Origin of the sequence: Dyadobacter pollutisoli (assembly GCF_026625565.1) — a bacterium.
Classification (GTDB): domain Bacteria; phylum Bacteroidota; class Bacteroidia; order Cytophagales; family Spirosomataceae; genus Dyadobacter; species Dyadobacter pollutisoli.
Map to the genome: position 1 here is coordinate 2,152,967 of NZ_CP112998.1, position 26,416 is coordinate 2,179,382.

At 47.7% G+C, this 26,416-nt stretch carries 17 protein-coding genes; 10 read left to right on the forward strand and 7 right to left on the reverse strand.

Features of this window, described 5'->3' with window-relative positions; translation table 11 throughout:
• Positions 1-2 precede the first annotated feature (2 nt).
• Genes ON006_RS08840 through ON006_RS08855 form a run of 4 tightly spaced genes read left to right on the forward strand, consistent with a single transcriptional unit; the run spans position 3 to position 5,386 of the window.
• Complete coding sequence (locus ON006_RS08840) at positions 3-1,037, forward strand: Gfo/Idh/MocA family protein (RefSeq protein ID WP_244818839.1); 1,035 nt, start codon at positions 3-5, stop codon at positions 1,035-1,037.
• A 13-nt stretch (positions 1,038-1,050) separates the two neighbouring features.
• A complete protein-coding gene (locus ON006_RS08845; protein ID WP_244818838.1) occupies positions 1,051-2,526 on the forward strand; it encodes a sugar ABC transporter ATP-binding protein in 1,476 nt (491 codons plus the stop codon).
• Positions 2,527-2,564: 38 nt separating this feature from the next.
• Complete coding sequence (locus tag ON006_RS08850; RefSeq protein WP_244818837.1) at positions 2,565-3,587, forward strand: substrate-binding domain-containing protein; 1,023 nt, start codon at positions 2,565-2,567, stop codon at positions 3,585-3,587.
• A gap of 29 nt (positions 3,588-3,616) precedes the next feature.
• On the forward strand, positions 3,617-5,386 hold the full coding sequence (locus tag ON006_RS08855) for a D-apionate lactonase family protein (protein ID WP_244818836.1): 1,770 nt from the start codon (positions 3,617-3,619) through the stop codon (positions 5,384-5,386).
• 3 nt (positions 5,387-5,389) lie between these two features.
• Here ON006_RS08855 and ON006_RS08860 read toward each other — a convergent pair whose 3' ends face one another.
• The 4 genes from ON006_RS08860 to ON006_RS08875 all read right to left on the reverse strand — a co-directional run bounded on the left by ON006_RS08860 (position 5,390) and on the right by ON006_RS08875 (position 9,425).
• A complete protein-coding gene (locus tag ON006_RS08860; protein ID WP_244818835.1) occupies positions 5,390-6,184 on the reverse strand; it encodes a LytR/AlgR family response regulator transcription factor in 795 nt (264 codons plus the stop codon).
• A complete protein-coding gene (locus ON006_RS08865; protein WP_244818834.1) occupies positions 6,184-7,254 on the reverse strand; it encodes a sensor histidine kinase in 1,071 nt (356 codons plus the stop codon). Before ON006_RS08865 ends, ON006_RS08860 begins: the two co-directional genes overlap by 1 nt.
• Positions 7,251-8,135: a sensor histidine kinase gene (locus tag ON006_RS08870; RefSeq protein WP_244818833.1), complete on the reverse strand. Its 885-nt coding sequence runs from the start codon at positions 8,133-8,135 to the stop codon at positions 7,251-7,253. Before ON006_RS08870 ends, ON006_RS08865 begins: the two co-directional genes overlap by 4 nt.
• A 186-nt stretch (positions 8,136-8,321) precedes the next feature.
• Complete coding sequence (locus ON006_RS08875; RefSeq protein WP_244818832.1) at positions 8,322-9,425, reverse strand: WD40/YVTN/BNR-like repeat-containing protein; 1,104 nt, start codon at positions 9,423-9,425, stop codon at positions 8,322-8,324.
• Between the two features lie 431 nt (positions 9,426-9,856).
• Here ON006_RS08875 and ON006_RS08880 point away from each other — a divergent pair, with 431 nt between their 5' ends.
• The gene (locus ON006_RS08880) at positions 9,857-10,243 is read left to right on the forward strand and encodes a LytR/AlgR family response regulator transcription factor (RefSeq protein WP_244818831.1); all 387 of its coding nucleotides are present in this window, start codon (positions 9,857-9,859) and stop codon (positions 10,241-10,243) included.
• An 86-nt stretch (positions 10,244-10,329) separates the two neighbouring features.
• On the opposite strand, the gene ON006_RS08885 is transcribed toward ON006_RS08880, so the two are convergent.
• Both ON006_RS08885 and ON006_RS08890 read right to left on the reverse strand, forming a co-directional pair.
• Complete coding sequence (locus tag ON006_RS08885) at positions 10,330-11,808, reverse strand: DUF1501 domain-containing protein (protein WP_244818830.1); 1,479 nt, start codon at positions 11,806-11,808, stop codon at positions 10,330-10,332.
• 11 nt (positions 11,809-11,819) lie between these two features.
• Positions 11,820-15,083, reverse strand: coding sequence for a DUF1553 domain-containing protein (locus ON006_RS08890; RefSeq protein WP_244818829.1), 3,264 nt, complete (start codon positions 15,081-15,083; stop codon positions 11,820-11,822).
• 334 nt (positions 15,084-15,417) lie between these two features.
• On the opposite strand from ON006_RS08890, the gene ON006_RS08895 reads away from it, so the two are divergent.
• The 5 genes from ON006_RS08895 to ON006_RS08915 all read left to right on the forward strand — a co-directional run bounded on the left by ON006_RS08895 (position 15,418) and on the right by ON006_RS08915 (position 24,855).
• Complete coding sequence (locus tag ON006_RS08895) at positions 15,418-16,011, forward strand: RNA polymerase sigma factor (protein WP_244818828.1); 594 nt, start codon at positions 15,418-15,420, stop codon at positions 16,009-16,011.
• A 73-nt stretch (positions 16,012-16,084) separates the two neighbouring features.
• Positions 16,085-17,335, forward strand: a complete 1,251-nt coding sequence (locus ON006_RS08900) for a FecR family protein (protein WP_244818827.1) — start codon at positions 16,085-16,087, stop codon at positions 17,333-17,335.
• Positions 17,336-17,510: 175 nt separating this feature from the next.
• On the forward strand, positions 17,511-21,074 hold the full coding sequence (locus tag ON006_RS08905; protein WP_244818826.1) for a TonB-dependent receptor: 3,564 nt from the start codon (positions 17,511-17,513) through the stop codon (positions 21,072-21,074).
• Between the two features lie 20 nt (positions 21,075-21,094).
• On the forward strand, positions 21,095-22,828 hold the full coding sequence (locus ON006_RS08910; RefSeq protein WP_244818825.1) for a RagB/SusD family nutrient uptake outer membrane protein: 1,734 nt from the start codon (positions 21,095-21,097) through the stop codon (positions 22,826-22,828).
• 125 nt (positions 22,829-22,953) lie between these two features.
• A complete protein-coding gene (locus ON006_RS08915) occupies positions 22,954-24,855 on the forward strand; it encodes an SGNH/GDSL hydrolase family protein (protein WP_244818824.1) in 1,902 nt (633 codons plus the stop codon).
• Positions 24,856-24,864: 9 nt separating this feature from the next.
• Here ON006_RS08915 and ON006_RS08920 read toward each other — a convergent pair whose 3' ends face one another.
• Positions 24,865-26,319, reverse strand: a complete 1,455-nt coding sequence (locus tag ON006_RS08920; protein ID WP_244818823.1) for a TlpA family protein disulfide reductase — start codon at positions 26,317-26,319, stop codon at positions 24,865-24,867.
• Between the last annotated feature and the right edge of the window lie 97 nt (positions 26,320-26,416).

Below are 26,416 nucleotides of genomic sequence, written 5' to 3' on the forward strand. Positions count from 1 at the left end.
ATATGGAGAATGGCAGGACATTAAAGTTTGCGGTGTTGGGTACTGGCTTCTGGGCTGGGTACCAGCTTGCGGGCTGGCATGAACTCGCTGGCGTCCAACCCATTGCTTTTTATAACCGTACCATTCAAAAAGCCAGGGCGTTGGCGGAGCATTACGCCGTGGAAAATGTGTATGACGATGTCGATGAATTGCTGGACAAGCATGCCCACGAACTCGATTTTGTGGACATCATTACCGACGTCAGCACACATGCCATGCTTACCGAAAAGGCCGCTGCGAGGGGACTGGACGTGATTTGCCAGAAACCAATGGCTACCACATTGGAGGCTGCGGCGGCGATGGTGGAGGCTTGCAGGGCTGCTCATGTTGCATTGTACATTCATGAAAATTTCAGGTTTCAGGCGCCGATCAGGAAGTTGAAAGAAATATTGCTTTCCGGCGTGATGGGCAAGGTTTTCAAGGCAAATGTGGCATTCTGTTCTGGTTTTCCCGTGTTTGATAACCAGCCATTTTTGAAGGAATTAGACGAATTTATCATTACAGACATCGGGTCGCATGTGCTGGACGTTACGCGGTTTTTGTTTGGAGAAGCCGAGTCGCTGTACTGCCATACTGCGCGCATTAACCCTGAAATAAAGGGCGAAGACGTGGCGAATGTGCTGATGCGAATGCGCAATGGCATCTCTTGCTACGTCGAAATGTCTTATGCCACCATTAAAGAACATGAGTCATTCCCGCAGACGCTGGTGACGGTGGAAGGGGAAAAAGGCACCGCGATCCTTTTGAACAACTACGAGATTCGGGTGACGACGAGAGAGGGAACCAACGTAACGACAGCTTCGCCGCAACCTTACCCATGGATTGATCCTGCCTATGCCGTGGTACATGCATCGATTGTGGACTGCAATCGGGACATTCTGGAAAGTTTGCAGGGGAAAAAGAATGCGGAAACGACGGGTATCGATAATTTTGAAACAATGCGCCTCGTACATGCGGCTTACCAGTCAGCGCGGGAGAATAAGGTAATTTTTATTTGAAAAACACTTCATTATGAGCCATTTGCAGCTTGTGGGTATCAGTAAATTTTTTCCGGGCGTGAAAGCGCTGGACGGGATCAGTTTTGAGCTGCTGCCAGGCGAGGTACATGCATTGTGTGGCGAAAATGGAGCAGGGAAATCGACATTGATGAACATTCTGACGGGTAATTTGAAACCAGACGCTGGCGATTTGATCCTGAATGGGAATGTTATTTCGATCCATGGCCCGGCGCAGGCGTCGGAAAAAGGTATTGCGATCGTGTACCAGCAGCTGAGCCTGATTGATACATTGTCGGTGGCGGAGAATATTTTTGCCAATACACAGCCCGTTAATTCCTGGGGTTTTATTCAATACGGAAAACTGTTTGAGAAAACTAAAATCTTGCTTGAAAGCCTGCAAATCAGTTATATCGCGCCTGAAAAACTGGTAGGGGAGCTGTCCCCGGCGGAAAAGCAAATGGTTGAGATCGCGAAAGCACTATCGAAAGATCCTGAAATACTGATCCTCGATGAGCCTACTGCCTCCATTACCGACAGGGAAACCAAAACGCTTTTTGGCATCATCAGGCAGTTGAAAGCGGCAGGTAAGTCGGTCATCTACATTTCGCACAGGATGGAAGAGATTTTCGCTATTTCCGACCGGGTAAGTGTCCTCAAAGACGGCCGTTACCAGGGTACGGGTGAAACGAACGAAACGACTCCGGCAGCATTGATCCGGCTCATGGTGGGTAGGGATATTTTGAACAAAAGGTCGAAATCGGCGGCTACGAAAAATGTGTTGCTGGAATTAAAAAACCTGTCAGGTCACGGATTTTCGGACATTAGTTTAAAGGTTCATGCGGGAGAAATTGTAGGGCTTGCCGGGTTGGTAGGAGCGGGAAGAACTGAAATCGCACAGACTATATTTGGCTATCGCTCCCGAATTTCAGGAGATATTTTAATTGAAAATCAAGACATTAATGCTCAGCATCCAGCCGATGCAATTGCGGCCGGGCTCGGCTATGTACCGGAAGAGCGGAAGTCGCAGGGCGTGTTTCTGAACAAGACTTTGACTGATAATATTCTGGCCGCCAACCTGGAAGCGGCGTCGGACCCCAACTGGTATAATGCAGAAAAGGCCAGCTGGATTGCGACGGAATACATGGACAAACTGCACATTGCCTCGCCCGACGCTGATCAGCTGGTGATGAACCTGAGCGGGGGAAACCAGCAAAAGACAGTGCTGGCCAAATGGCTTTTGAACAATCCCAAAGTGCTCATCGTTGACGAACCTACCCATGGAATTGACGTAGGTGCGAAAGCTGAAATTTATCAACTGCTTCGGCAGCTCACGAAAGAAGGAAGAGGTATTTTATTGATATCAAGCGAGTTGCCTGAAATGTTAACATTGGCTGACCGTATTCTGGTGATCAGGGCTGGTAAGCTGGCAGGTGAGGTGGGGGCGGAAGAAACCACAGAAGAAGAGATTTTGTCGCTGGTCACGGGCTAGTTTATTGCTTGATAACCAAGTCTATAATCCATTCATTCATGCATACACGATCGTTTTCATTTTCAGCTTGTCTTGCGATTGCCACGCTCTTGTGTGCTTGCGAGCTACCGCCCAGGCAAGGTTCAGGCGAGCAGGTTTCCAAAGGGTTTAAGGTGGCGGACCAGGATGTGGTGAGCGCCGATGAGGAGTACGTAATGGTGACCACGGCCGTGAACATGCCTATGTATGTGAACCACGATCAGGCTGCATTCAAGCGGTGGGGAAAGAAAATGGGCGTGAAAGTATCGATACTGGGCCCGCCGGAATGGGACGTACCGGCACAGATCGAAACCATTGAACAAGTAATCGCCTCCCGGCCCACAGGCTTACTTATTAACGGTACCGACCCCGGTATCGCGCAGGTGATCAACAAAGCCGTGGATGCCGGGATACCGACGGTCATTTACGATTCCGACATTCCGGAGTCACGCCGTCATGGATTTCTGGGGACTGACTGGTATGAGATCGGGCGAATGCAAGGGGAGGAAATGGCGCGGCTCATTGGTGGAAAAGGTAAGGTTGCCTACATGGGAATATTAGGTCTGAACAGTATGGAAGCGGGCTTTCGTGGTTTATTGGATGTTTTGGAGAAATATCCCAACATCCGGATCGTTGGTAAATTCGAGGATAAATCAAGTGTAGAGATCGCTTCGAAAGTCACGTCCGACATTATTGCGGCGCATCCTGACATTGCTGGAATTTGCGGTTTTGATTCTAACTCAGGCCCGGGGATAGGTTTGGCGGTAAAGGAAGCAGGGAAAGCGGGAAAGATAAAAATCACGACTGTGGACTGGGAACCGCAGCATTTGAAACTGGTTCAGGACGGTGTCATTCAAATGCTGGCAGGTCAGAAAAGAGAGCTGTTTACCTGGTATGGCGGGCAACTTTTGTTTGATATGGTGCACAGTACCAATCGGTTATCATCCAATGATTCAAAAGCAGGCATTACTAATATTCCACTAACCATTAACACCGGATTACTGCGCATTACCAAGGAGAATGTTGCGCAATTCTTGCCATAGTTATTCCTAAACACCTAACAATTAACTGTATGCAATTGCAAGCCGGTACCGTCACTGCGGACTATGCTGACGGGTTTGTCCGCTACATTCGGGTCGGCGATCAGGAGATCGTCCGCATGATCTATTTTGCTATTCGCGACCAGAACTGGAAAACATTGCCGTTTACGATCAAAAAGGAAAAGATTCATGCCGGTACTGACAATTTTACTGTAAATCTGACCAGCTACACGGATTTTCAGGGCGTAAAATTCACATGGAAGGTACGTATTACAGGATTGGAGGACGGTACCATTCATTTTGTCATCAAGGGCAAAGCGCAAAGTCAATTCCTGAAAAACCGAATTGGGCTTTGCGTCCTTCATTCCACTGATAGCCTTGCCGGACGGCCTTGTTCGATCGAGCATTCCGGCGGCTACTTTTCACACCAGTTCTTTCCGGAATACATCAGCCCGCATCAGACGTTTTTGAATGTGAATGCGATGCAATGGCTGGTTAATGGCAGCATTACTGCGCGACTGGATTTCGAAGGAGAAATTTTCGAAACCGAGGATCAGCGCAATTGGTCCGATGCCTCATTCAAAACTTATTGCACGCCTTTGAAGATCCCCTTTCCGGTGGAGGTGAAGAAGGATGACGAATTTAATCAGTCCGTACGGTTGACCATGAGCCTGGGCGGGGCCAGTTACCAGGCTTTCAGAAACACGGCAGCCCACATTTCACTGCTCACCGAAAGGCAAAACTTCCCCAGTCTTGGCCTTCAACTACCGTCTGATTTTGAAGCGCCAGAACCCTATCAAACCAAGTTTCTTTCCAAAACAGGGTTTTCACACCTGCGTGCGAATATTTTTCTTTCGGCCGGGAACTGGGAAGAGAAACTGGGTTGTGCATTCGTGATTGGTAACCGTTTGAAGCTTCCCTTGGAACTCGTGGTTTTTGTTAATGATGAGCTGGAAAATAGCTGGGACCCGCTCATTGCCAGCTTGAAAAACAAAGCCGCTCAGATTCAGTCCGTGGCAGTGATGGAAGGGAAACCAAGGATTACTTCAAACAGGTTGATTGCAAAATACCTTCCATTGTTGCGGTGTGAACTGCCTGAGATCAGTATTGGAGCAGGTACTGACGCTAACTTCGCTGAATTGAACCGAAATTCATTTGTGTTTGATGATCATGATTTTGTATGCTATTCTTTGAACCCTCAAGCACACTTGCCGGATAATCTAACGATGGTAGAAAATATGCCAGCTCAATTTGACCAGGTCAGGAGTGCACAGCGACTAGCCCCCGGAAAACGCGTTCATGTTTCCCCGGTTACGTTAAAGCCGCGCTTTAATGCAGTGGCCACCACGGGAGATCAGGGCAGTAATGCTTACGATGAAAGGCAGGATACGGAATTCGCCGCAGCCTGGACATTGGGAAGCCTGAAATACCTTTCTGAGGCAGGTGTTACCGCCATTACCTACTTCGAAACGACGGGGCCAGGTGGTATCATGAAAAAGACAACCATTTTTCCGGTGGGAATTTTGTTAGGTTTTATTTTAAAATGGCAGCCCCATGAGGTACAACTGACACAATGTGATCTGCCATTAAAAGTGTCGTCACTGCTGGTGCACAAGCCCGGCGCCAGCTGTTTGTTACTTGCCAATCATTCCACAGACGAGCAAAATGTGACGCTTCCTGACAATATGGTACCGGTTCAAATCGCCTCCATTGTTTCATGTTGCGGGGATATTGGTAAGCCCATGAGCATTGGAAACGATTTGGTTATGACCGCTAATCAGGTTGTTGCGGTCATGTGCTGATTATTATTTGCCCATCCATTTCTTGAAGTCATTCGTTTTTTCACGACTGACAAAGGCTTCTTTTTCGAATACCGGTTTCAATGTGAGCACCAGCCTGTTGTTATAATAAGGCTGAATCTGCACTACCGAACTGTGAGTCACTATCATACTTCTGTTGACCCTGAAAAACCGGTCAGGGTCCAGGAATAATTCCATTTCATCCATCCGGTAATCAACCATAAAACGTTGGGCCACATGCGTTTTGAAAAAACTGACACTTTCATCAATATAAAAATAAGCAATTTCGGAAGTCTCAATGGATAGCAGTTTTTGACCTTGCTTTACCAGAAAACGCTTGCGATAATCAGCAGGTGGCTGTTGCAAATGCAGGTTTTTGAGAATGCTTTCCAGGTTCGGAGGTAAAGAGATTGCGGATGTACTGCGCTGGCCTGTGAGGTCGTAGAATTTCTTGATACTACGCTGTAAATCTTCGAGTTGCACCGGTTTTAATAAATAATCAATGCTATTGACCTTGAATGCCTGCAATGCGTATTCATCGTAGGAAGTGGTGAAGATAACGGTGCTGCGAATGTCGATCCGGTTGAAAATCTCAAAACTTTGACCATCGGCGAGTTCAATGTCTAGGAATAGCAAATCGGGCTCGGCGTTACCAGCAGCGCGGTTTTGCGAAATCCATTCTACCGTGGCCTCAATGCTGGGTGTCACGCCTTTGATCACGAAATCAGGAGCGGCCTCTTCCAGGAGTTTGGTCAGCTTGCGGACTGCGAGCTTTTCATCTTCGACAATTAATATATTCATTAGTTTTTTGTTTTTTCGACAAGCAGGGGTAAGGTTATCTTGAAGTAATCGGGACCGGGATCGATTACTGGCTGGCGTTCCGAGAGCAGGCGATATTTGGCTTCAATGTTGGCCAGTCCCAGTTTGGTAGATTTGACCCGCGTCGACTTTTCCAACAGATTATTTTCAACCTCCAAAAGGTTATCCCCGATTGAACGGATTACGATGCACAGCGGCTTTTTTTCGAGTATCGTATTGTGTTTCACCGCATTCTCTACCAAAAGCTGCAAAGTCAACGGAGGAATGTACATACCCAAAGCATTTTTATTTACATCAATAATGAGCTCCAAACCTTCGTCGTGGCGGGTGCGGAGCAAATGATAATAGGATTGAATGAATTTGATCTCGGTATCCAGGGTAGTCAGCTCATCCTGATTGGTTTGCAACAGGTACCGGTATACCTTGGCCATTTCATCGACAAACTGCTCTGCCCGTGCAGGCTCATCGCCGATCAATGCAGACAGGGTATTGAGGCTATTGAAAAGAAAATGTGGGTTGACCTGGCTTTTCAAACTCTGCAACTGGCCCTGCAAGCCAGCCTTTTTGATCGCTTCTTTGTTGACCTTGATCTCCCGCCATTTTCGCAACGAATAATTCACTTCGTACAAACCAGTCAGTAACAGGACCGCGAAAAACTCGAAAATGTACACATTGATCATCTTCTCTGCGTCCAGCTGGGCATTTAGTGGACGAAATTTGATGATGAACACACCATAAGTCGTCACATAAATGAAGGTCAGTATCCAGAAAGCGATGGCTGTGTAAATCGCTCTTTTGACCGACGAGTTGATCGAGGGGAATTTCTGTGCAATGTATTGAGCGGCCCAATCGTGGGGAATGAATGCCAGAATGGTCATGCATAGCACCATTAACGTCCCCAAAAGGAAATTGATGACACTTGCTAAGTACGGTTCACCGATCAGTAGGTAGCTGATGGTTGGCACGAACCAGGGTACCAGCAAGACGAACATCCATCTGCCGAACAGACTGAGCCATATTAACCGTCCAATGTAATCGAATCTGGGTATCATGTATGAATTAATGGCAAGAGAACGCTGAAACCCGCTTCACTTTCTTTGATCTGAATGGTTCCTGCCTGGTTAAACAACATTTTATAGCGCGAAATCAAGGTCGCCAGTCCGGCGGTGCTGAACGGCATTCGCACAAGCCTTTTCTGTAAATTATTCCTGACTTCCAGCTGGCCCGTGGGCCTGGTAGTGATATGGATGCGCAATGGTCGCTCCGTGGACACGACATTGTGCCTGATCGCATTGTCAATCAGGGTTTGAAGGGTGAGGGGCGCGATCAGTAGGCTCAAATAAACGTCGTCTATTTCAATGCAAACCTCGATTCCGCTTTCAAAACGGGTTTCCAGCAGGTAAATGTAGGACCGTATGAAACGAAGCTCGGCTTCCAGCGTGACCATGCTGGTTTCCTTATTAGGCCCGTTGACACTCAGCAGGTACCTGTACACTTTCGACATCTCGTCGACGAATTTTTCGGCTGTGGCAGGTGCTTCGGAAATGAGTACCGAGAGGGAATTGAGGCAATTGAATAAAAAATGAGGGTTAACCTGCTGTTTGACGACGTCCAGCTCAGTTTGCAACTGTTTTTCCTCCATTTGCTGCAACTCCTGCTGGTTGGTTTTCCACTGCTTAAAAGTGAAAGCCAGCTCGGTTATTCCCGCGGCGACCAATGACCCGGCCAACACTGCAACTACAAACCATAAAACACCTTCACTCAGCGGTGTCGTTTCGAAGAATGTATCGTTATTACATAAAAATAGGATCAGATAAAGTATTGATACACTGACGACTGCATAGGAAATGAACCAAAATGCAACACGCCATCCCGACTGATGTGTTTCGGGAAAGCGTGTTGCAATGAATGACCAGAACCGGATGCTTCTCATGGGATTTTACAAACCATAAAAATAGGAGCGGTTTGCCGGTTAGAAAAGGAATGGGCTTGCCAGATGTAATAAATTATTGCCGAATTGTCAGAATTGATCCTTCAATCATTTTACGGGCAAATGGAATGCGATGTCCGAAAGCTGCAAAGTAGCCAAATACAGATCAGAGGCTAAAAAGTGAGTTTTTCAACATCCTTTATTTGGCACGACATAGATCACTTTGCCCGAAACAGATAAATTGAAGCCGAAATTTCCATTAGGAGGGAGTAGTAGCTGCTGCCATGTTTTGCCCATGTCAGCTGACCGGAATATACCATCTGAGCGACCACATATTAAATATTTACCCATTTGCTTAATTGATAAAATAGCCGATGTAGATTTAAGCAGTCCTATTTCTTTCATGAATAAACTACTCCGGGAAGCTTGAAGGTCTTCACCTATGGCATTCCAGGTTTTTCCACTATCCATTGAAATGTGTATGCTGTTTGTTTGGGTTATAGCGTTGTTTAGTATGGCAGCAAATCCTCCATCAATACGTTCCACAGCGATGCCAGCACCCTTATCGCTGATCACACGGTCCCAGCTTTGCCCATCATCGGTGGATCTTAATAGTCCCTTTTTGTTAGTTGCCAGAAGTACACCGTTTGACTCTGTCAAATTCATTGTCCCGTCCCCGGCATGTACTTGTTTCCAGGTTTTTCCATTGTTCGTTGATCTAAAAAGGGCGTTGCTGCAAGTGATGAAAACGGTGCCTCCGGCAGTTTCAAAAACGTTGCGTACCAATTTCTCTTTAAAATTCGTGTACATCCAATCTATCTCTCCGTTTAGGCGTACGGCCTGTTCTTGGAAATTCTTGTACACAGGCGACCAATTACTCGTTCCGTTTATTTTTTGTAAAAATTGACCCCTGAAATCATAGGCAAATATCCCATTCTTGCCAGGGGCAATGTTACGTTGTCTACTAGGGAAAATTTCTTTGGTCCAAAAAGGAGTTGTGGAATTTGGTTCACTATGATAAACACCATTTCCAGCGCGTAAATAAAGCCCATGGTCATTTGCAAATAGACCATCTCTCCACACACCTTCTCTCTGTAGTTTTTCCGGCAGTCCTTCGCTAATGTCCTGCCAGGTTTGTCCGCCATCAGTGGATTTGAAAATGATGTTAGCAATTCCCGATGATTTGCCCTCTTTTACTGGTTCCTTTTTTGCTTCATTTTCCTTTGGTACAAAAGAATTTAGTAGAAATAATACCATGAAGACAGCCGGAATAAACACAAATAGTCTTTTCATTTTTTTTTGATTTAAAGTAAAACGACATAATTAGTTGCTGGCGGAAAGTAGCCGTATACGTGGAGAAATCCGGCCATTTCGCTTTTGTTTTTAAGGACTTTGACAAAGCTAAAAGGCTTTATATTATCGTCGGTTAAGGACTGGTAAAAGATGGTTAACGAAATGTAAAAGTTGTTTGGGCTACATGCCAACCCGATCAAACGCAGAAAGAGGTGCCTGAGTCGCCTGCAAAACACTGCGACCTCACAATACGGTAATTCACCGCCAAATACAGATCAGAGGCAAAAAAGTGAGTTTCAACAGGCAAAACATACATTCTGACGAAATTCTGTTTTAAATGTGACCGGGTTGATGCCACATTTGTAACACGCTGTCAGAAACAGTGAGCCATGAAAAAATAAATGTTATAAATCAGACCATCTTTAACAGCCATGAATGCATCAATCAATCCATTTTCAAGAGTAGTAACATTAGCCAGTACCGCATCTAATCCTATCGCCGTACACGTTCGCGGCAAAATTATTTGGATCGCCGCCAGCGAGATCACCCACCTGCGTGGAGAAGGCAATTATACCCACATTTATACGCATAAAGGTACTACCTACCTGGTTTCGAAAACGCTGAAAAGTGTGATAGAGACGTTACGCGCCGATTTTATGCGTATACACAAGTCATGCGCGGTCAACCCAGAGTTTGTAACGGCCCGCGTAGAGCCGGATACGTTGCTACTCACCAATGGCGCCAGGCTGCCTATCGCCCGCAGAAGAATGCGTGAAATTCAGACGCTGCTGTCGAGAGAGTACCTGGCTGTCGGGTGAAAATTCTTAGTGTGAGGAGGTGTTGAACACCGGTCGGGGTTGGGGTCCCGGTACCGGTGTTCTTTTTTGCGCTTATTGGTTGTGAGTCAGGCTAGTAACGGTTTGACGACTTTGCCGTGGACATCGGTAAGCCGGTACCTGCGGCCCTGGTGCTTGAATATCAGCTGCTCATGATCTACACCCATCAAATGCATCACAGTCGCCTGAAAGTCATGCACATGCACGGGATCTTTGATGACATTGTAGCCAAACTCGTCGGTTTCACCAAATACAAAGCCCTTTTTCACACCGGCGCCCGCCATCCATATTGTGAAGCTGCGCGGATGGTGATCGCGGCCGTAATTGTCCTTTGTTAATTTGCCCTGCGAGTACGATCCACGGCCGAATTCACCGCCCCAAACTACCAGCGTTTCATCCAGTAACCCTCTTTGTTTAAGGTCTTTAATGAGTGCTGCCGACGCCTGGTCTACACTTTTGGCCATGGTTTTGATGTCATTCGGTAGGTTACCGTGCTGGTCCCAGCCCTGGTGGTAAAGCTGCACGAACTTGACGTCTTTTTCAATTAGTTTCCTGGCTAGCAGACAGTTAGCTGCGAATGTGCCCGGCTTGCGGGAGTCCTCGCCGTACAGGTCAAAAATATAATCAGGCTCTTTTGAAATGTCCATGGTTTCCGGCACGGCAGTTTGCATCCGGTAAGCCATCTCATACTGCGCCATGCGGTAGTTAATTTCCGGGTCGAGGATTTTTTCAAACTGGGCCTGTTGTAGTTTTGCCAGAGAATTGAGCATTCTTCTACGGCTGGTTTTATCTATTCCTTCGGGGTTATTGAGGTAAAAAACGGGGTCCGGCCCCGAGCGAAAAACCACACCCTGGTGCACAGAAGGCAGAAAACCATTGCTCCATAACTTCGCATAAAGAGGCTGGTCACCGGGCCGGCCTTTGGAAAGCAGTACCACAAAAGAAGGCATGTTCTGATTGTCCGAGCCCAGTCCGTAACTGATCCACGAGCCCCACGAAGGCCTTCCGCCCTGCTGGCTGCCCGTCTGAAAAAATGTCACCGCCGGGTCGTGATTGATCGCCTCCGTATGCATGGAGCGGATGAAAGTCACATCGTCCACAATGCTGGAAGTAAAAGGCAGCAACTCGCTGATCATCATGTTATTATCGCCGCGCTTTGCAAATTTGTATTTGGACGCGGCTAACGGGAAACTGCTTTGTCCGGCCGTCATGCCCGTCAATCGCTGGCCTTTTCTGACGGATTCGGGCAGGTCCTGGCCCCACATTTGTTCCAGTTTGGGCTTATAGTCAAACAGTTCCAGCTGCGATGGGGCACCGCTTTGAAACAGGTAAATGATCCTTTTGGCTTTGGGCGCAAAATGGGGCTTGCCAAGAGGGAGCGAAGCGCCTTCCGGCGTGCCGGAAAGTACTTTTTTTGCCATGGAATCATCCGCATTCAGCAGGGAAGCCATAGCGGCTGCCCCGAGCCCTAAACTTGTTTTTGACAAGAAATTCCGTCGGCTCAACTGCTCGTGCACATGATTTTCAAGTTCGTTGTAAAAGCTCATGGTTGTATTTTTTATCTCTTGATCAAAAATTCGTCAAAGTTCATCACCGTACTGGCCACAATGGTACCGGCTGCTAACTGTGCCGGATTCAACATTTTATCCACCGGATACTCACCGGCCGACAGTATCTCTCTTGCCTTTTTAGGGTTTTTGCTGAAATCGGTATATTCCTCCTGGTACAGCTCTTTCAGGATCGTCAATTCCCGCTGACTTGGCGCCCGGCTCGTCAAAGCAGTGAACCCGTAAGTGATTTGCTCATCCAATGTGCGGCCTTTTTTGAGCATCTGTTGCGCCAGTACCCTCGAAGCTTCCACGAATTGTGGATCATTCATGACCACCAAAGCCTGCAACGGTGTACTCGTTTTTTGCCTCTTGGTAATGCAGAAATGTCTTTCCGCCGCGTCAAAATTGAGCATCATGGGTGGGGGAGCACTGCGTTTCCAAACCGTGTAAAGGCTTCTGCGGTACAAGCTGTCGCCATGCTGCTGTTTGTAAACCACCTCGTTCCGCGTTGCCAGCGCCTCCCAAAGTCCTGCCGGCTGATACGGGTAGGCACTTTTGCCTCCGATTCGCTGGGTAAGCAGGCTGCTGGATGCCAGCGCGTTGTCGCGGATCTGCTCGGCAGACATACGGTAGCTTGGGCCGCGGGCATATAACTTGTTATCCGGGTCTACATCTTTAAATTTCGGATCAATTTTGGAAGATTGACGATAGGTAGCAGAGGTAACGATCAGCTTTTGCATCGCTTTCACGTCCCATTTCGAAGCCCTGAATGTGGCCGACAAATAATCGAGCAGCTGCGGATGCGTTGGCAGCTCGCCCTGGTTGCCAAAGTCGTCGCTGGAAACTACCAGCCCTTTGCCAAAATACATCATCCAGAACCTATTGACCGTCACCCTTGTAAACAATGGATGATCTTTATGGAGCAGCCATTTGGCCAGTCCCAACCTGTTTTTTGGAAAATCTTTGGGTATTTTGAAGAAACTGTCCGGCGTATCCGGGTGTACTTCCTTGCCAGGAGCATCGTATGCGCCACGGTTCAGGATAAATGATTTACGCGGGAATTTGCGTTCCTTCATCACCATTACATCGATTTCCTTGTCAAGGATTTCGGTTTCTTCGCCGATCAGTTTTCTGCTTTCAGTAAGATTTTTCATAAAATCCTGGTCCACATTGTTGAGATAATAATCCTTCAACGCAGCTAACTGAGCAGGCTTTCTCGATGCAGCAGGTGTTTTGAGCGCCGCTACTACTTCGTTTTGGAGGGTATAGAGGCCCAGCATTTCAAGCGAGGTCAGCGGGCGGGTGTATATTTTCAGTTCGTCTATTTCAAAATTCTTGGTCCGTTGGTCCGACAGCCTGCCAATGTTGAGCCTGTCGACGTACCAGTTCGTTTTGTTCTTTCCGTACAGAATACTCTCGGTGAGGTTGTCGTTGTGAACGGTCACTTTCGCCTGCTGCCCGTTGATGTATAATTTTAGGCCATTGGCCTTGCTTAATCCATCGTAAGAGAAACCGATCTGCGTCCATTTGTTCATCGGGAACTTGTCGGTAGTTTGTATTTCGATGGAATTCTCAGGCCAAACGTGGCTCATAATCAATCTGATGCGACCATCTTTTTCCCTGAAAATATTCCAGCCACGGTATCCGTTAAATACGCCGTTGGATTTGTGGATCAACGAACCGCTCACCGCCGGATCATGTAAATTGAACCATATACTGACACTAAAAGCCTGATTGCGCTCGAAAAAGGCAAAATTGTCGCCGAAACCAACCGAATTGTCCCCGAACAAATACCTCGCTTTTCCGATCCTGCCGGGCCGGGAGGCTACATTAGAAAGGCTATCGTCGCCTTCGGCAACCGCTTTGTGTTTCGGGTCGGCCAGGTTTTGAAATTCTTTTCCCGCGGGTTCATCAAATGTGAAATGTCCAGCCAGGTCTTTTTTGTCAGGAATTAATACTTTTTCCGGCTGCAACTGTGCCGTAGCCAGCCATTTTTGAAAGTTCTGTTCGTGTAATGTGGCTTTCTTATCCCGGTCAGCCTTCTCGTGAGCGAGGTTAGCATGGATAAATTTCAGCTTTGCGTCGGCTTCCGGGGAGGGCAATGTAATGGACGGGCTGGCCTCCCCATTGTATGGCACCTGACCATTTTCATTGTTATTATTGAAGAATGCGTACAGCGAATAGTAGTCTTTGTGGCTGATCGGGTCATATTTGTGATCGTGGCAGCGGGCGCATTCCACGGTAATGCCCAGAAATGTCTTTCCAAAAGTATCTACCCGGTCCGAGACGTACGCAGCCCGGTACTCCTCGGGAATGATACCGCCTTCCTGGCTCTGCTGGTGCATCCGGTTGAAACCCGTCGCCACCATCTGATCGCGGGTAGGGTTGGGGAGCATATCACCGGCAAGCTGCCAGGTAACAAACTGATCGTAAGGCTGGTTTTTGTTAAATGACTGGATTACCCAATCGCGGAATGGCCAGGCCGTGCGAGGGCCGTCATCCTGATATCCGTGTGTATCCGCGTAACGGGCGGCATCCAGCCACGACACGGCCATGTGCTCGCCATAATGCGGTGAGGCCAGAACCTTGTCCACGACCTTTTCGTAAGCATTGGCTGAGCGGTCGGCCAGAAATGCATTTACTTCCTCGGGAGTAGGCGGTAAGCCGGTCAGGTCCAGGTACACCCGTCTCAAAAGCGTAGTTTTGTCGGCCTCGGGTGAGGGTGTTATCTTCTTGTCTTCCAGCTTGCTGAGGATAAAACGGTCAATGTCATTTCTGACCCATTGCTCATTTTTTACTTTCGGAGGCTGTGGTTTTTCTACTTTGGTAAATGCCCAATGTGGCTTGTATTCAGCACCTTCGTCCACCCATTTGATCAATATTGCCTTTTCCCGGGCGGTCAGCGATAAATGTGATTCGGGTGTAGGCATCAGGTACTCCGGGTCGCCGGACAAAATCCGGTGTACCAGTTCGCTGCGTCCGGGTTTGCCGGGATTGATCGCTTTCAGGCCGCTTTCGGTCTCTTTTTCATAGGCAGCTTTGGCAACGTCGAGCCGTAACCCTGCTTTCTGGTGGTTGGCGTCCGGGCCGTGGCAGGCAAAGCAGCGGTCGGATAGGATCGGTTTTACGTCATAAGTATAGTCGATCGTCTGGTTCAGCGTCGACATTTCTGCCGCCACGTCCTCAGGCAAATCGACCCCGTCATTGCAGGAAGCCATCATCGTTCCGGCAACGGGTAGTAGAAGACAATATTTTATAAAAGGACGAAGCATCAATTAATGGGTTAGGACTGGAAATTACTCAGGGCTCTTGTTTTAAAAGCCAAATTCAAGCCATTTTTCCTGAGATTTTGGAAAGAAAATTATAGACAGGGAGCTTAATCAAACGCTCCATGTCTGTTATTATAAACGTTTAATATCCAGTATTTTGTGTCAATGTGTCCGTTCTGTTTTTGGTAATGTACACGATAGCCTGCTGAGGGATAGGGTAGTACTGGTGTTTACAGACTTTAACTTTGACGAAAAATATTGACATTTAATAACCGTATTTTCATATCCAATGGTTGCTAGCTATTACCTTTGTTGGAAGCTGTTCTAAAAAATCAAATTGAAAATAGGGGCGTTACATAACGAAACAGAACTGCTGGCGCAGGCTGCGGCGGGAAGCGAAAAAGCTTTCGCCACGTTATTTCATGGTTACCGGGACAAAATTTACTCTGTGGCTATGCGACTTACGCGTTCTACATTCATGGCGGAAGAGGTAGTGCAGGATATCTTTTTGAAGCTTTGGGTAAAAAAAGAATGTCTTTCCGACATACAGGATTTTGAAGATTACCTTTTTATCATGACCCGAAACCATGTTTTCACAGCATTGAGAAGGGTGGCACGCCAGCAGCAACTTGTCGACGATCTGCAACTCGAAATGCCTTCCTCCGAGGACAGTACTTACAACCGCATCGTGAACCAGGAACTGGAACAGATCCTGCAACAGGCAGTGGAATTGCTCCCCGCTCAGCAAAAACAAATTTATCTGCTTAGCAAAGAGCAGGAAATGAAGCGGGACGAGATCGCCAAGCTCCTTCGTATCTCTTCCGAAACCGTTAAAACGCACCTGGCCAGGGCGTTACGGCACATCCGTGCGTACAGCAAGTTGAAGCTCGAAATCACCATCTCCTGGTTGTTGTTTTTCTTGGTAAATTAATTTTTAAACTTTTTTTTATCTTATTGTCCCCCAAAAAAGTCCGGCAGGAGTCTTTACCTGAAAAGAGACACCTATGCATAGCCCACGGCTGGAAGATTTGTTTTTGCGGTACTGTGAAAAGAACGTTACCGAGGCGGAACGCGAAGAACTGATGACGTTGCTGTTACTGGAAGAAAATCGTGAGCAGATCAATGGACTGATCGATCAGCTGATCCGTAGTGACCAGTCCGGGAACGGTTTATCGCAGGAAACGGCTGACGATATCCTCAATTCTATCTTCACAGCCACTGCCCAGCCACAAGCCAATTTCGCGCCTGCAACCGATAATGAGGAGGAGGATAATGTGGCTCCGCCGGTGCGCCCGCTATGGATTTTCAGACTTGTGGCAGCGTCGGTAGCATTGTTGTTGATGTATGGCGGCTATCGGTGGATCAACAAAAAAGACCAGCAGATTATGCCTGTGGCCGAGCTGGTAAGCGTTTATGGCGAAGATATTCGGGCTGGCGGAAACAAGGCGATCCTGACATTGGCCGACGGACAAACCCTGGATCTGGCGACGATCACGAGCGAGAATCTGGCCGGGCAGCCGGGTACTACTATTGACAAGACAAAAGGGCAGATCAGTTACAGTAATGTACCAGGAAATGCTCGGGCGATTGCATATAATGTTTTAAAAACACCATTGGGAGGCCAGTATAAAGTGGTGCTGCCCGACGGTTCGCGTGCCTGGCTCAATGCAGGTTCCAGCTTGAAATATCCGACGGCATTTGCAGGAAAAGACAGAAATGTGGAAATGACCGGTGAGGTTTATTTTGAAATAGAACCTAATAAAAAAATGCCTTTCCACGTGCGTGTCTTGGACAAATATGTGGATGGTAAGGATATGGAAATCACCGTTTTAGGTACCCATTTCAACATCAGTTCATATAGCGATGAACCTACTATTCAAACCACATTGCTGGAAGGTTCTGTGCGGGTGGAGAAGGGTAATGTAACCAAGGTACTGTCGCCCGGGCAGCAGGCGCGGGTAGAGGCGGGGCTCGCGAAAGATATAGCTGTTAAAATGGTAGATACCGAGAGTGTGGTGGCCTGGAAAGAGGGGCGGTTTGAGTTCAATGGCAACATTAAAGAGATCATGCGGCAGATTTCCCGTTGGTACGACCTGGACGTTTACTATGAAGGAAATGTTGACAAAAAGGCTTTTGCCGGGACGATTTCAAGGAAAAACAATGTCTCCGAAGTGCTTAAAATGTTGGAATTGACCGGCGGTATCCAGTTTCGGATCGAGGAAAGAAAAATTACCGTGAGGAATACAGATCAATGAAGTAAGACTAACCTAAACCCTTAACTATGAAACCCGTAAATTCTTCCTGAGGACAGCATTGAACGGATCATTCAATAAAAAAGCCGGATGCGTAGCAACCGCACCCGGCCTGAACCTGATTGATCCAAAGATCATTGGACAACGATAAATTAAACCTAATCAAGCATACAAAACTATGAAATTTGTATACAAGGGCAAAACTGTCCCTGTGGAAGCGTATAATGTAAACCGTTCCCAAAGGGCGCATCAGGCCATAGACAACAAGGTCGACTGGCTTGGCAAAGTATTTCTGACCATGAAATTAACCGCGTTATTATTGCTGATTGGCACATTACAGGTAGTAGCTGACAACTCCTACGCCCAGCAGGTTTCTTTGCGAAAAAAAGATGCTTCCTTGTTGGAGGTACTAAAATCGGTGCGTAAACAGACCGGATATCTGTTTATATGTGACCTTCAAATGCTGGAAGAAGCGGAGAAAGTAAACATCCATGTTACCAATGCGCCCCTTAAAGAGGTATTGGACGCCTGTTTCGCCGGACAGCCGCTGACCTATAACATTGTCGACAAGACCATCATCGTCAAAAAGAAAAAGGAAGTCCAGCGCAAAAGAAGGGAAGAATCTGAGGTGCGGGAGCCTTATCCCTACTTCCCGGACCCGGGCGTGAAGCGGCGCATGACGGACATTATGCAGGAAAAGATCAAAGCGGAGACATTGTTCGACATTACTGTACGCGGCACGATCAAGGATGAAAAAGGCGAAACGCTGGCCGGTGTGAACGTGGTGCAAAAAGGTACGCAAAGGGGCACTTCGACGGACGAAAAAGGTACATTCAGCATTGATATCACCGATCCCGATGCGGTACTGATCTTTTCCTTCGTGGGTTACATCTCGCAGGAAATCACAGTAGCGAGAAGAAGTACCCTCGACCTTGTCCTGAAAGTAGACAACAAGGCACTGGAAGAGGTAGTGGTAGTGGGATACGGCACTCAAAAGCGCTCGGACCTGACGGGTTCGGTGTCGTCGGTGAAGGCCGAGGACATTAAAAGTTTGCCTGTACGCAGCGTGAATGAGGCATTGCAGGGACGCGCAGCGGGTGTGCAGGTGACGAGGAACGACGGCTCTCCGGGAGCAGCGTCGGACATTGTGATCAGGGGAGTGGGGTCCATCGGAGGTATGTCGCCACTGTACATTGTGGATGGGATCAGGATGTCGGCGGGCAACAACTTCAACTTGCAGGATGTGGAATCCATTGAGATCCTAAAAGATGCGAGCGCGGCAGCGATCTATGGTGCGCAGGCTGCGGGGGGCGTGGTGTTGGTTACGACCAAAAGAGGTACGGCTATGGACAAAATGAGCATTAATTTTAACGCTTACTATGGTGTCCGCAAACCGATCAACCTCTATAATCTGCTCAATACTGCTGATTATTACACGGCCAAAACGGCTTTTGGCGTGGCTACCAACAGCTGGGGAGATCCAAAAAGCTTACCGGATCATGACTGGATCAAAGACCTTTATACCAACGGGAAGGAAGAAAGTTACTCATTGTCACTTTCGGGTGCTACTGTCAAAACGAATTACTACCTGTCGGCCAACTACCAGAAAGAGGGCGGAACCATCATTGATAATTATTTCAAAAGGTATGGACTTCGCTCGAATGCGGATTACAAGATCAATTCGAAGTTCAAGGTAGGTGAAACGATTTACGCCTGGATGACGGAGACCAATCCGCCGGTGAGTACCACGTATCCGTTTCGCTCTGCGCCTGTCATTCCGGTTTACGATCCTACCAACGCATATGGGGGCTGGGCCAAAACAGGCAGCTATTTTGGCGGCCCAAACCTGGTAGGTCAGGAGTATCAGAACCACATGAAAAATCAGACTTATGCGCTGGAAGGCAACATCTATGCCGATTGGCAGATTTTGCCGGGCCTGAATTTCCGGTCCACATTCGGCGCATCGGTTTATAGTGAGAAAAACCTGCGGTTCAATGAGGCTTTTGACTACGGCATCGTAGCAAATCGCGTAGCATTCCTGAGCCGCGACATTAACAGCCAGCGAAACCTGACCGCCAACTTGGTACTGACTTACGCGAAGACATTCGGTCAGCATGATTTCAAAGTAATGGCGGGTTATGAGGCCTATAAATCTGACCGCAGCACATTGCATGGAGAGGCGCAGGGCTTTCCTTATGTGACCTATAACCTTGCTTTGTCTAATAACCCGAGCAGCTATGTAGCCAGTGGTGGAGAGTTTCCGCAAACGCGTTTACTATCTCAATTCGGTCGTATCAATTACACTTATTCCAACAAATACCTGATCTCGGCCACGATACGCAGAGACGGTTCTGACCGATTTGGGCCTGCCAATAAATTTGGTGTATTCCCGTCTGCTTCCGTAGGCTGGAAAATCAATGAGGAAGCATTTATCCGCGATAATCTGTCATACGTTTCAAATCTTAAACTTCGCGCCAGTTACGGGAAATTGGGTAGTACCAGCAACATTCCCCAGTACACTTACCAGTCCTCGTACGGAGGAACGGGCGGTACCAACTCGCAAGGACTTCCGGACGGCAGCAGGTCGAAAGGCTATGCGTTGACGGCCCAGCTTGCGAACCAAAATATCAAGTGGGAATCAGTATTGCAGACTGACTTGGGCCTTGACGTTGGTCTTTTGAAAAATGCATTGAACATCACCATTGACTGGTACAGTCGCCAGACACAGGGAATGATCTACGCGGTTCCGGTTTCGCTGTCAACGGGTTTTGGGGCTACGTCTGTATTTACGAACATTGGTCAGATGAGCAACAAAGGACTTGAAATTGCAGCGGATTATCGTGGCAGAAAAGGTGCCTTTACCTATTCAGTAGCCGTGAATGGCGCATTTAATAAAAATCTGGTGAAGCAGCTGGACGGTATTAAAAACAACCCGATCAGCGATGGACCTGCCGGTAATGACCTGGACGGCCCGGCTGGTCGTACGCAGGTCGGTCACCCGATGAGCCAGTTTTTTGGCTATCAGGTTGAAGGGATTTTCCAGTCCGACGCAGATGTTAAAAGCCTCAATGAAAAAGCGCAGCAGCAGGCAGGATCAGCAGGTGTTTACTATCAGAACTCAGGAACCGCAGCTGGCGATTTGAAATTCAAGGATACGAATGGAGACGGCAGAGTTACGACGACTGACCGGGTTTTTATTGGAAATCCGTGGCCAAAATTGACCTACGGCATTACATTGAACCTGGGCTGGAAAGGTCTTGAACTGACCGCATTGTTTCAGGGAATTCAGGGCGTGGACGTATATAATGGCAATAAATACTTTACAGAATATTTATATGGCGATTACAATACGACCCAAGACATTTTCAATGCATCGTTTTTTAACGGAAATGGCCTGACCAGCAGCCCGAGAGTAGGCGGTACCACGGCGACGGGAACATTCGCACGTGATCCGAACTCCAATTATGGCCGTATTTCAAGCTATTTTGTGGAAGACGGCTCGTTCCTGAAACTGAGAAACCTGCAACTGGGATACACGATTCCGAGCACATTGACCAAAGCACTCAAAATTTCAGATCTGAAAATTTACGTTCAGGGGCAAAACCTGCTCACGCTCACTAAATATTCAGGACTTGACCCGGAAGTACTCGGGAGAAATGGCACGACTGCCAGGGGAATTGATACGATTTTTTCCTACCCCCGGAACATGTTGCTTTCAATGGGCCTTAATCTGAGTTTCTAAAATCAAAAAAGATCCCGATCATGAAAATATTATTAAAATATACGCTCATTGCCACTGTATTACTGGTCATAGCTTCCTGCAAAGACGATTTTGTGAATGTTGACAACCCGCTTGCTATCTCTACCAGCAGCTATCCAACCACCGTCACTGACCTGGAACAACTGCTCGCCGGGGTGTATGCAACGCAACATGCAGGGGGAATTTTCGGCCGCGCGATGGGACCGTACAGCACCCACCTTTGGGACCATACCACCGATCTCAGCTGGCAAGGTTCACCCAACTGGATCCAGATGGGACAAAACAATGCGTTGCCGAGCGATAACTTTCTGGTGCAGATTTGGCCGGACCTGTGGCGCGGTGTTCAGCGGAGCAACACTTTGCTTGCGGGAATCGAACGTGTGAGTGCAACTGCCTCAGAGGCGGATAAGGCTAATATTCAGCTGATTAAAGGTCAGGCATTGTTTCTGAGGGCCTGGTACTATTCCTATCTGGTGAGTTTCTGGGGTGAAAGTTTTATCGTGAATGGCGCAGGCGGTGAGAAAATGGGTGTGCCCATTATCACGACCGCTGCTGCTGACCTGACCGAAACGCAGGTAAGCCGCTCGACCGTGAAAGAATGCTGGGACTTTATCATCAGCGACCTTAAATCCGCCGAAACATTGCTGACCGGAAAAACATGGACTAGCGCTACCGACAAACATAAAGTAGGTCAGTGGGCTGTAAAAGGGTTTTTGGGTAAAGTATATGTGTACACTGAGGACTGGGCGAATGCGAAAACGTATCTGAGCAATGTCATTAAGGAGAGCGGAAAGTCACTGGTGTCTTTTGAAACCTATAAAACCATGTTCAATGGTCAGAATGAATTCAATTCCGAGTCATTGTATGAGCTGAACATGAATGTGGACATGACCTACGCCGGCGCCAATGACCTATCGATGGGTTCTATGATGGCGACATTAGCGGGGCCTTCCTATGTGGGAGCAACCGGTACGCCCATTGCATCCGCGTGGTCCAATGTGTTTCCGCATTCCAAAAACATTGCGCGTTTTGGTTTCAATCTTGGCCATTACTTTCCTGCCGGAACTACTACCGCCAATATTTCGAATGTAGACCAGTCGTATGTTACCAAATCCATCACCGCCCGGGCGACCAAAACCGTAGACCCGAGGTTATGGGTGGCTTGTCTCCAACCATATGTGGATTCAATGGTGGTGGCCGGTGCGAAAAAGCCGATCTCACATTTTCTGGACATTACTGAGCTGGATATGGAGGCGTGGAGTTTCAGAAAGTATATCAATCTGGCGGGTACCGAGCTGGAAATAAACCGGGCCAACGGTTCCAACATTCTCTGGCTCCGCCTGGCGGATATTTACCTGCTTTATGCTGAAACGCTGACGCATACCGGCGACAATCCGACGGCTTTGGAATACATTAATAAAGTGAAACGCCGCGCGTATAACTTGCCGGTAGACGCACCGTCGGCTGTGGATTACAAGAGCCTGACGGACGTTACCAAAGCACCCGATAATGTATTGAAAAACGATCCGCTGAAATACGAACGCTGGGCTGAGTTCTTTGGGGAATTTAACTGGTGGTTTGATGTATGCCGGTGGAAAATCGGGGATAAGGAGGCAGCTTACTATCAGAAGATCAGGGGCGGGACGATCCAGTGGGATGCCACGGACTACGCGCAGCCGATACCGATCAATGAGATCAATGCGAATACCAATATGAGACAAAATCCCGGTTATTGAGGGTGCAGACTTTCCGGGTTTCCATAACCTGGAAAGTCTTGTTTGTTTGGCGTAGTTGGGCGTCGTCTCTGGCTACGCCCAGCGTTAAATGAGATTACTACGCCGAACTTGTGTTTTCGATAAATATGCGCCCACGACGTTTGTTAATTTTCAAAATACTGTCTGTACTATCCCCGCTACTCGTTCTAGCTCTGCTGGAAGCGGGGCTGCGGCTGTTTGGGTACGGCCATAATTTGGATCTTTTCATCAAAGATCCGGCCCGAAAAGGCTATCTCGTGATGAACCAGCATGCCTCCGAGAAGTACTTTGCACGGCAACAAAATGCGACGATCGGGAATTTTGAGCCATTTCCTGAAAAGAAAGCACCTGGTACCTTCAGGATTTTCGTGTTGGGCGAATCCACGACCATTGGGTATCCTTATATGAACAATGGCTCGTTTCACCGCTGGCTGCAATACCGGCTGCTGCATACTTTCCCGGAAAAGGATTTTGAAGTGATCAATCTGTCACTGACCGCCGTTAATTCCCACACGGTACTGGATTTTGCCAAAAACGTCGTGAACTACGAGCCTGATGCGGTAATGGTTTATACTGGCCACAACGAATACTATGGTGCATTGGGAGCAGCTTCGGCTGGTTTTTTGGGACGTAGTCCATTCATGGTCAGGATGTTGATCTGGCTTCGGGAGTTCCGGCTGGTTCAGTTGTTTTCAGCATTGACGTCTAGCATTAGCGACCTGTTTTCAGGAGAAAAAATTGATCTGAGGGAAAATCTGATGAAACGCATGGCTGCCGATCAGCAGGTGCCGCTCGGGTCGGATATCTATCGGGTTGGTATAGAGCAATTTACCAGTAACATGGATGCATTATGCAGACTGATGGGCGAGCGCAAGGTTCCGCTGCTGGTAAGTAATCTGGTCAGTAATGAAAAGGATTTGAAACCATTAGTGAGCTTGCCGGGTGGGCCGGATATTTCGGCCGACTTGCATTTTCGTACGGGAAATGAGTTATATGCCGATCGGAAATTTGTAGAGGCCAAGCAGGAATATATTCGTGCAAAGGAGCTGGATGTATTGCGTTTCAGGGCTCCTGAGGAAATGAACAAGGTGCTGGCGAAAGTGGCGGCCCGATACAATGGAGTTACATTGGTGGACACCAAAGGCCTTTTTGAAAAGCATTCGACACAGGGTATTTTGGGAAAAGAAACGCTCCTCGAACACGTTCATCCCAATTTGTTCGGCTACGCGCTGCTTTCCGAGAGCTTTTATCAGGCCATGGAAAAAGCGGATCTGGTACCGGCAAGGAGACGGATGTCTCTGGAAGAATTGAGAAAGCGAATGCCCATTACTGGTGTCGATTCGTTAAAAGGGGCGTATGAAATCATGATCCTGAAAGAAGGCTGGCCGTTTAATGTCCCTATGCCAGCGGACGAGAAACGTGAAAAAACGATCGAAGAGCAACTGGCCGGGGCAATGGTCGTGAAGCAGATCACTTGGAAAGAAGCAATGGCGCGACTGCAAAACCACTATGCTGCTCTGCACGATACTGCCTCGGTATTGCGGGTAGTGGAAGCGTTGTCGCTGGACAATCCATTGGATATCACGTTTTACGATCAGGCCGGGAAGCTGAGCCTTGCGCTGCATGAGGACGAGAAGGCCGTGGTTTATTGGTCCAAAGCATTTCGCAAGGAGCAAAGTTTTGAGAGGGCCAGACAGCTTTTTATCACCTTCCTAAAACTCGACAGACCGGAAAAGGCGCTGCCGTACATTCAATATGCGGCGGCAAACAATACTTCACGATTCAACCTAAGCGAGTTACAAAATTTTGTAGAACAACAGCTGGCGCTCAAAGGCATGTTCGAGAAAGATACGGCCAATATAATGCTTAGTAACCGACTGGCTGCGGGCTATCTGCAATTCGCGAACGCCGCAGCCGCCGGTAAATATGTGAGTAGGTCGCTTAAACTGGATCCGGACAATGCAACTGCGCTGAAAATGCAGGAACAGATTAAGTCAAGTTCAAGGTAATTAAAAGGTTCAAGCCGGTTTTAGGTAACTTTTGATCCGGTCCGCCGCTTTGCCGGAACTTGGCCGCGGGGCGTGTGTTTCCAGCATGGTACCATCCGAATTGATCAGGATGTACCGCGGAATTCCCCACAAATGATATTTCTCCCAAAGCGAACCGGGCTGATCCGTTTGCTCGTTAATATGAGTTCCGGCAGGAATGCTGCTGTCTTTCAAAAGTTTCTTCCATGCATTGACATTGCGATCCACGGAAACATATAGAAATACAACCTGATCGTTTCCTTCGAATTGTTTGACCAGTTTTTTCGAGTCGGGAAACTCTTCCCGGCACGGTACGCACCACGTTGCCCACACATCCACATACACAACTTTTCCTTTCAGACTGCTGAGCGATACTTTTTTACCATCGGAAGTCAATCCCGTAAAGTCGGGCGCTGGCTTGCCCGGTCCGATCGCTTCCCATTTGGCAAAACTCTTATCAATGGCTTTTTTGTAAACTGGGACTTTGCAATCTCGATTGAAATCATTCCTGAGGGCTAGAAGTTCAGGGTAAATCCCTTCCATATTGACATAATAATTGAGATTAGCAGCCCTGAAATGCGCGTCAAGCCGGGGTGAGAATTTTCGATTTTTAATGACATTGTTTGCAATGGTGGCCCATTTATCGCCCAATGAGTCGTTTTCCAGTTTTTCGGCCACGTCTCCAACCTCACGGAAAATATCGGCCAGCAGATAATAGTTTAAAATGCTGCTATACTCATACATATTGGAAGCCATGGCCAGCGAGTCATCAGGCAAATCCTTAATCACCGTTTTAAGCGTGGCAGGGATTTCAGGATTGTTGAAATTGAAATCATATTTCGCGCTAATGTAATTTTGGTGGAAAAAGTACTGGGCCATTTGATTTTTGGTAGCCATCAATTGTAAGGTAGGCTTGCTAACTGTCGGGTCTTTGGCAAAATCAGCAAGAAGAGAATCGTACCCTTTGCGCAATGCGTCGCGGCGACTTATAAATTCATTCAGATCAGTCTCAATGGAATGTTTCCCGTTAACCTTCTCATATTTTTGTTGAAGATCCCTGGTTTTTTCCAGGTGTTGCTGTGCAGCTGCACCATCACCTACCAACCTCAATTTTCCTAACTTTTTACTGGTATCAGGTTCAATATCAATCACATCTCCGGGGCTCAGTAGCATGTGAATGTACTCGTCATTGCTTTGAATATTGGCAAATATGGGCCTATCGAGAGCCACTTCAATCAATGCTTTGCCAGCAGTATCCGCGGTGGTAGAAGCGAGCATAATCGTGTCAAGGCTGAGGAAGTTATTAGTGATCAGATCCACTTTTGCCCCTTTTCCGTTGAGAAGCTTCACGGAGATCTTGACTTTTTGGGTGTCCTTCTTGTCGTGGCAGGAGAGCGCAAAAAGGCTGATTAGAATGACGAGGGTACTCTTCAAATAATGAGACATGTCGGTTAAGTTTAGTGAAACAATAAGTGACATAAACCATTACTTCCAAAAAGCTCATTATGATGCGATTGATCATGAACCGCCATGATGATGGTCA

Coding starts and splice junctions, on each gene's coding strand:
- ON006_RS08840 (WP_244818839.1), top strand. CDS start 3: ATGGAGAATGGCAGGACATTAAAGTTTGCGGTGTTGGGTACTGGCTTC.
- ON006_RS08845 (WP_244818838.1), top strand. CDS start 1,051: ATGAGCCATTTGCAGCTTGTGGGTATCAGTAAATTTTTTCCGGGCGTG.
- ON006_RS08850 (WP_244818837.1), top strand. CDS start 2,565: ATGCATACACGATCGTTTTCATTTTCAGCTTGTCTTGCGATTGCCACG.
- ON006_RS08855 (WP_244818836.1), top strand. CDS start 3,617: ATGCAATTGCAAGCCGGTACCGTCACTGCGGACTATGCTGACGGGTTT.
- ON006_RS08860 (WP_244818835.1), bottom strand. CDS start 6,184: ATGAATATATTAATTGTCGAAGATGAAAAGCTCGCAGTCCGCAAGCTG.
- ON006_RS08865 (WP_244818834.1), bottom strand. CDS start 7,254: ATGATACCCAGATTCGATTACATTGGACGGTTAATATGGCTCAGTCTG.
- ON006_RS08870 (WP_244818833.1), bottom strand. CDS start 8,135: ATGAGAAGCATCCGGTTCTGGTCATTCATTGCAACACGCTTTCCCGAA.
- ON006_RS08875 (WP_244818832.1), bottom strand. CDS start 9,425: ATGAAAAGACTATTTGTGTTTATTCCGGCTGTCTTCATGGTATTATTT.
- ON006_RS08880 (WP_244818831.1), top strand. CDS start 9,857: ATGAATGCATCAATCAATCCATTTTCAAGAGTAGTAACATTAGCCAGT.
- ON006_RS08885 (WP_244818830.1), bottom strand. CDS start 11,808: ATGAGCTTTTACAACGAACTTGAAAATCATGTGCACGAGCAGTTGAGC.
- ON006_RS08890 (WP_244818829.1), bottom strand. CDS start 15,083: ATGCTTCGTCCTTTTATAAAATATTGTCTTCTACTACCCGTTGCCGGA.
- ON006_RS08900 (WP_244818827.1), top strand. CDS start 16,085: ATGCATAGCCCACGGCTGGAAGATTTGTTTTTGCGGTACTGTGAAAAG.
- ON006_RS08905 (WP_244818826.1), top strand. CDS start 17,511: ATGAAATTTGTATACAAGGGCAAAACTGTCCCTGTGGAAGCGTATAAT.
- ON006_RS08910 (WP_244818825.1), top strand. CDS start 21,095: ATGAAAATATTATTAAAATATACGCTCATTGCCACTGTATTACTGGTC.
- ON006_RS08915 (WP_244818824.1), top strand. CDS start 22,954: ATGCGCCCACGACGTTTGTTAATTTTCAAAATACTGTCTGTACTATCC.
- ON006_RS08920 (WP_244818823.1), bottom strand. CDS start 26,319: ATGTCTCATTATTTGAAGAGTACCCTCGTCATTCTAATCAGCCTTTTT.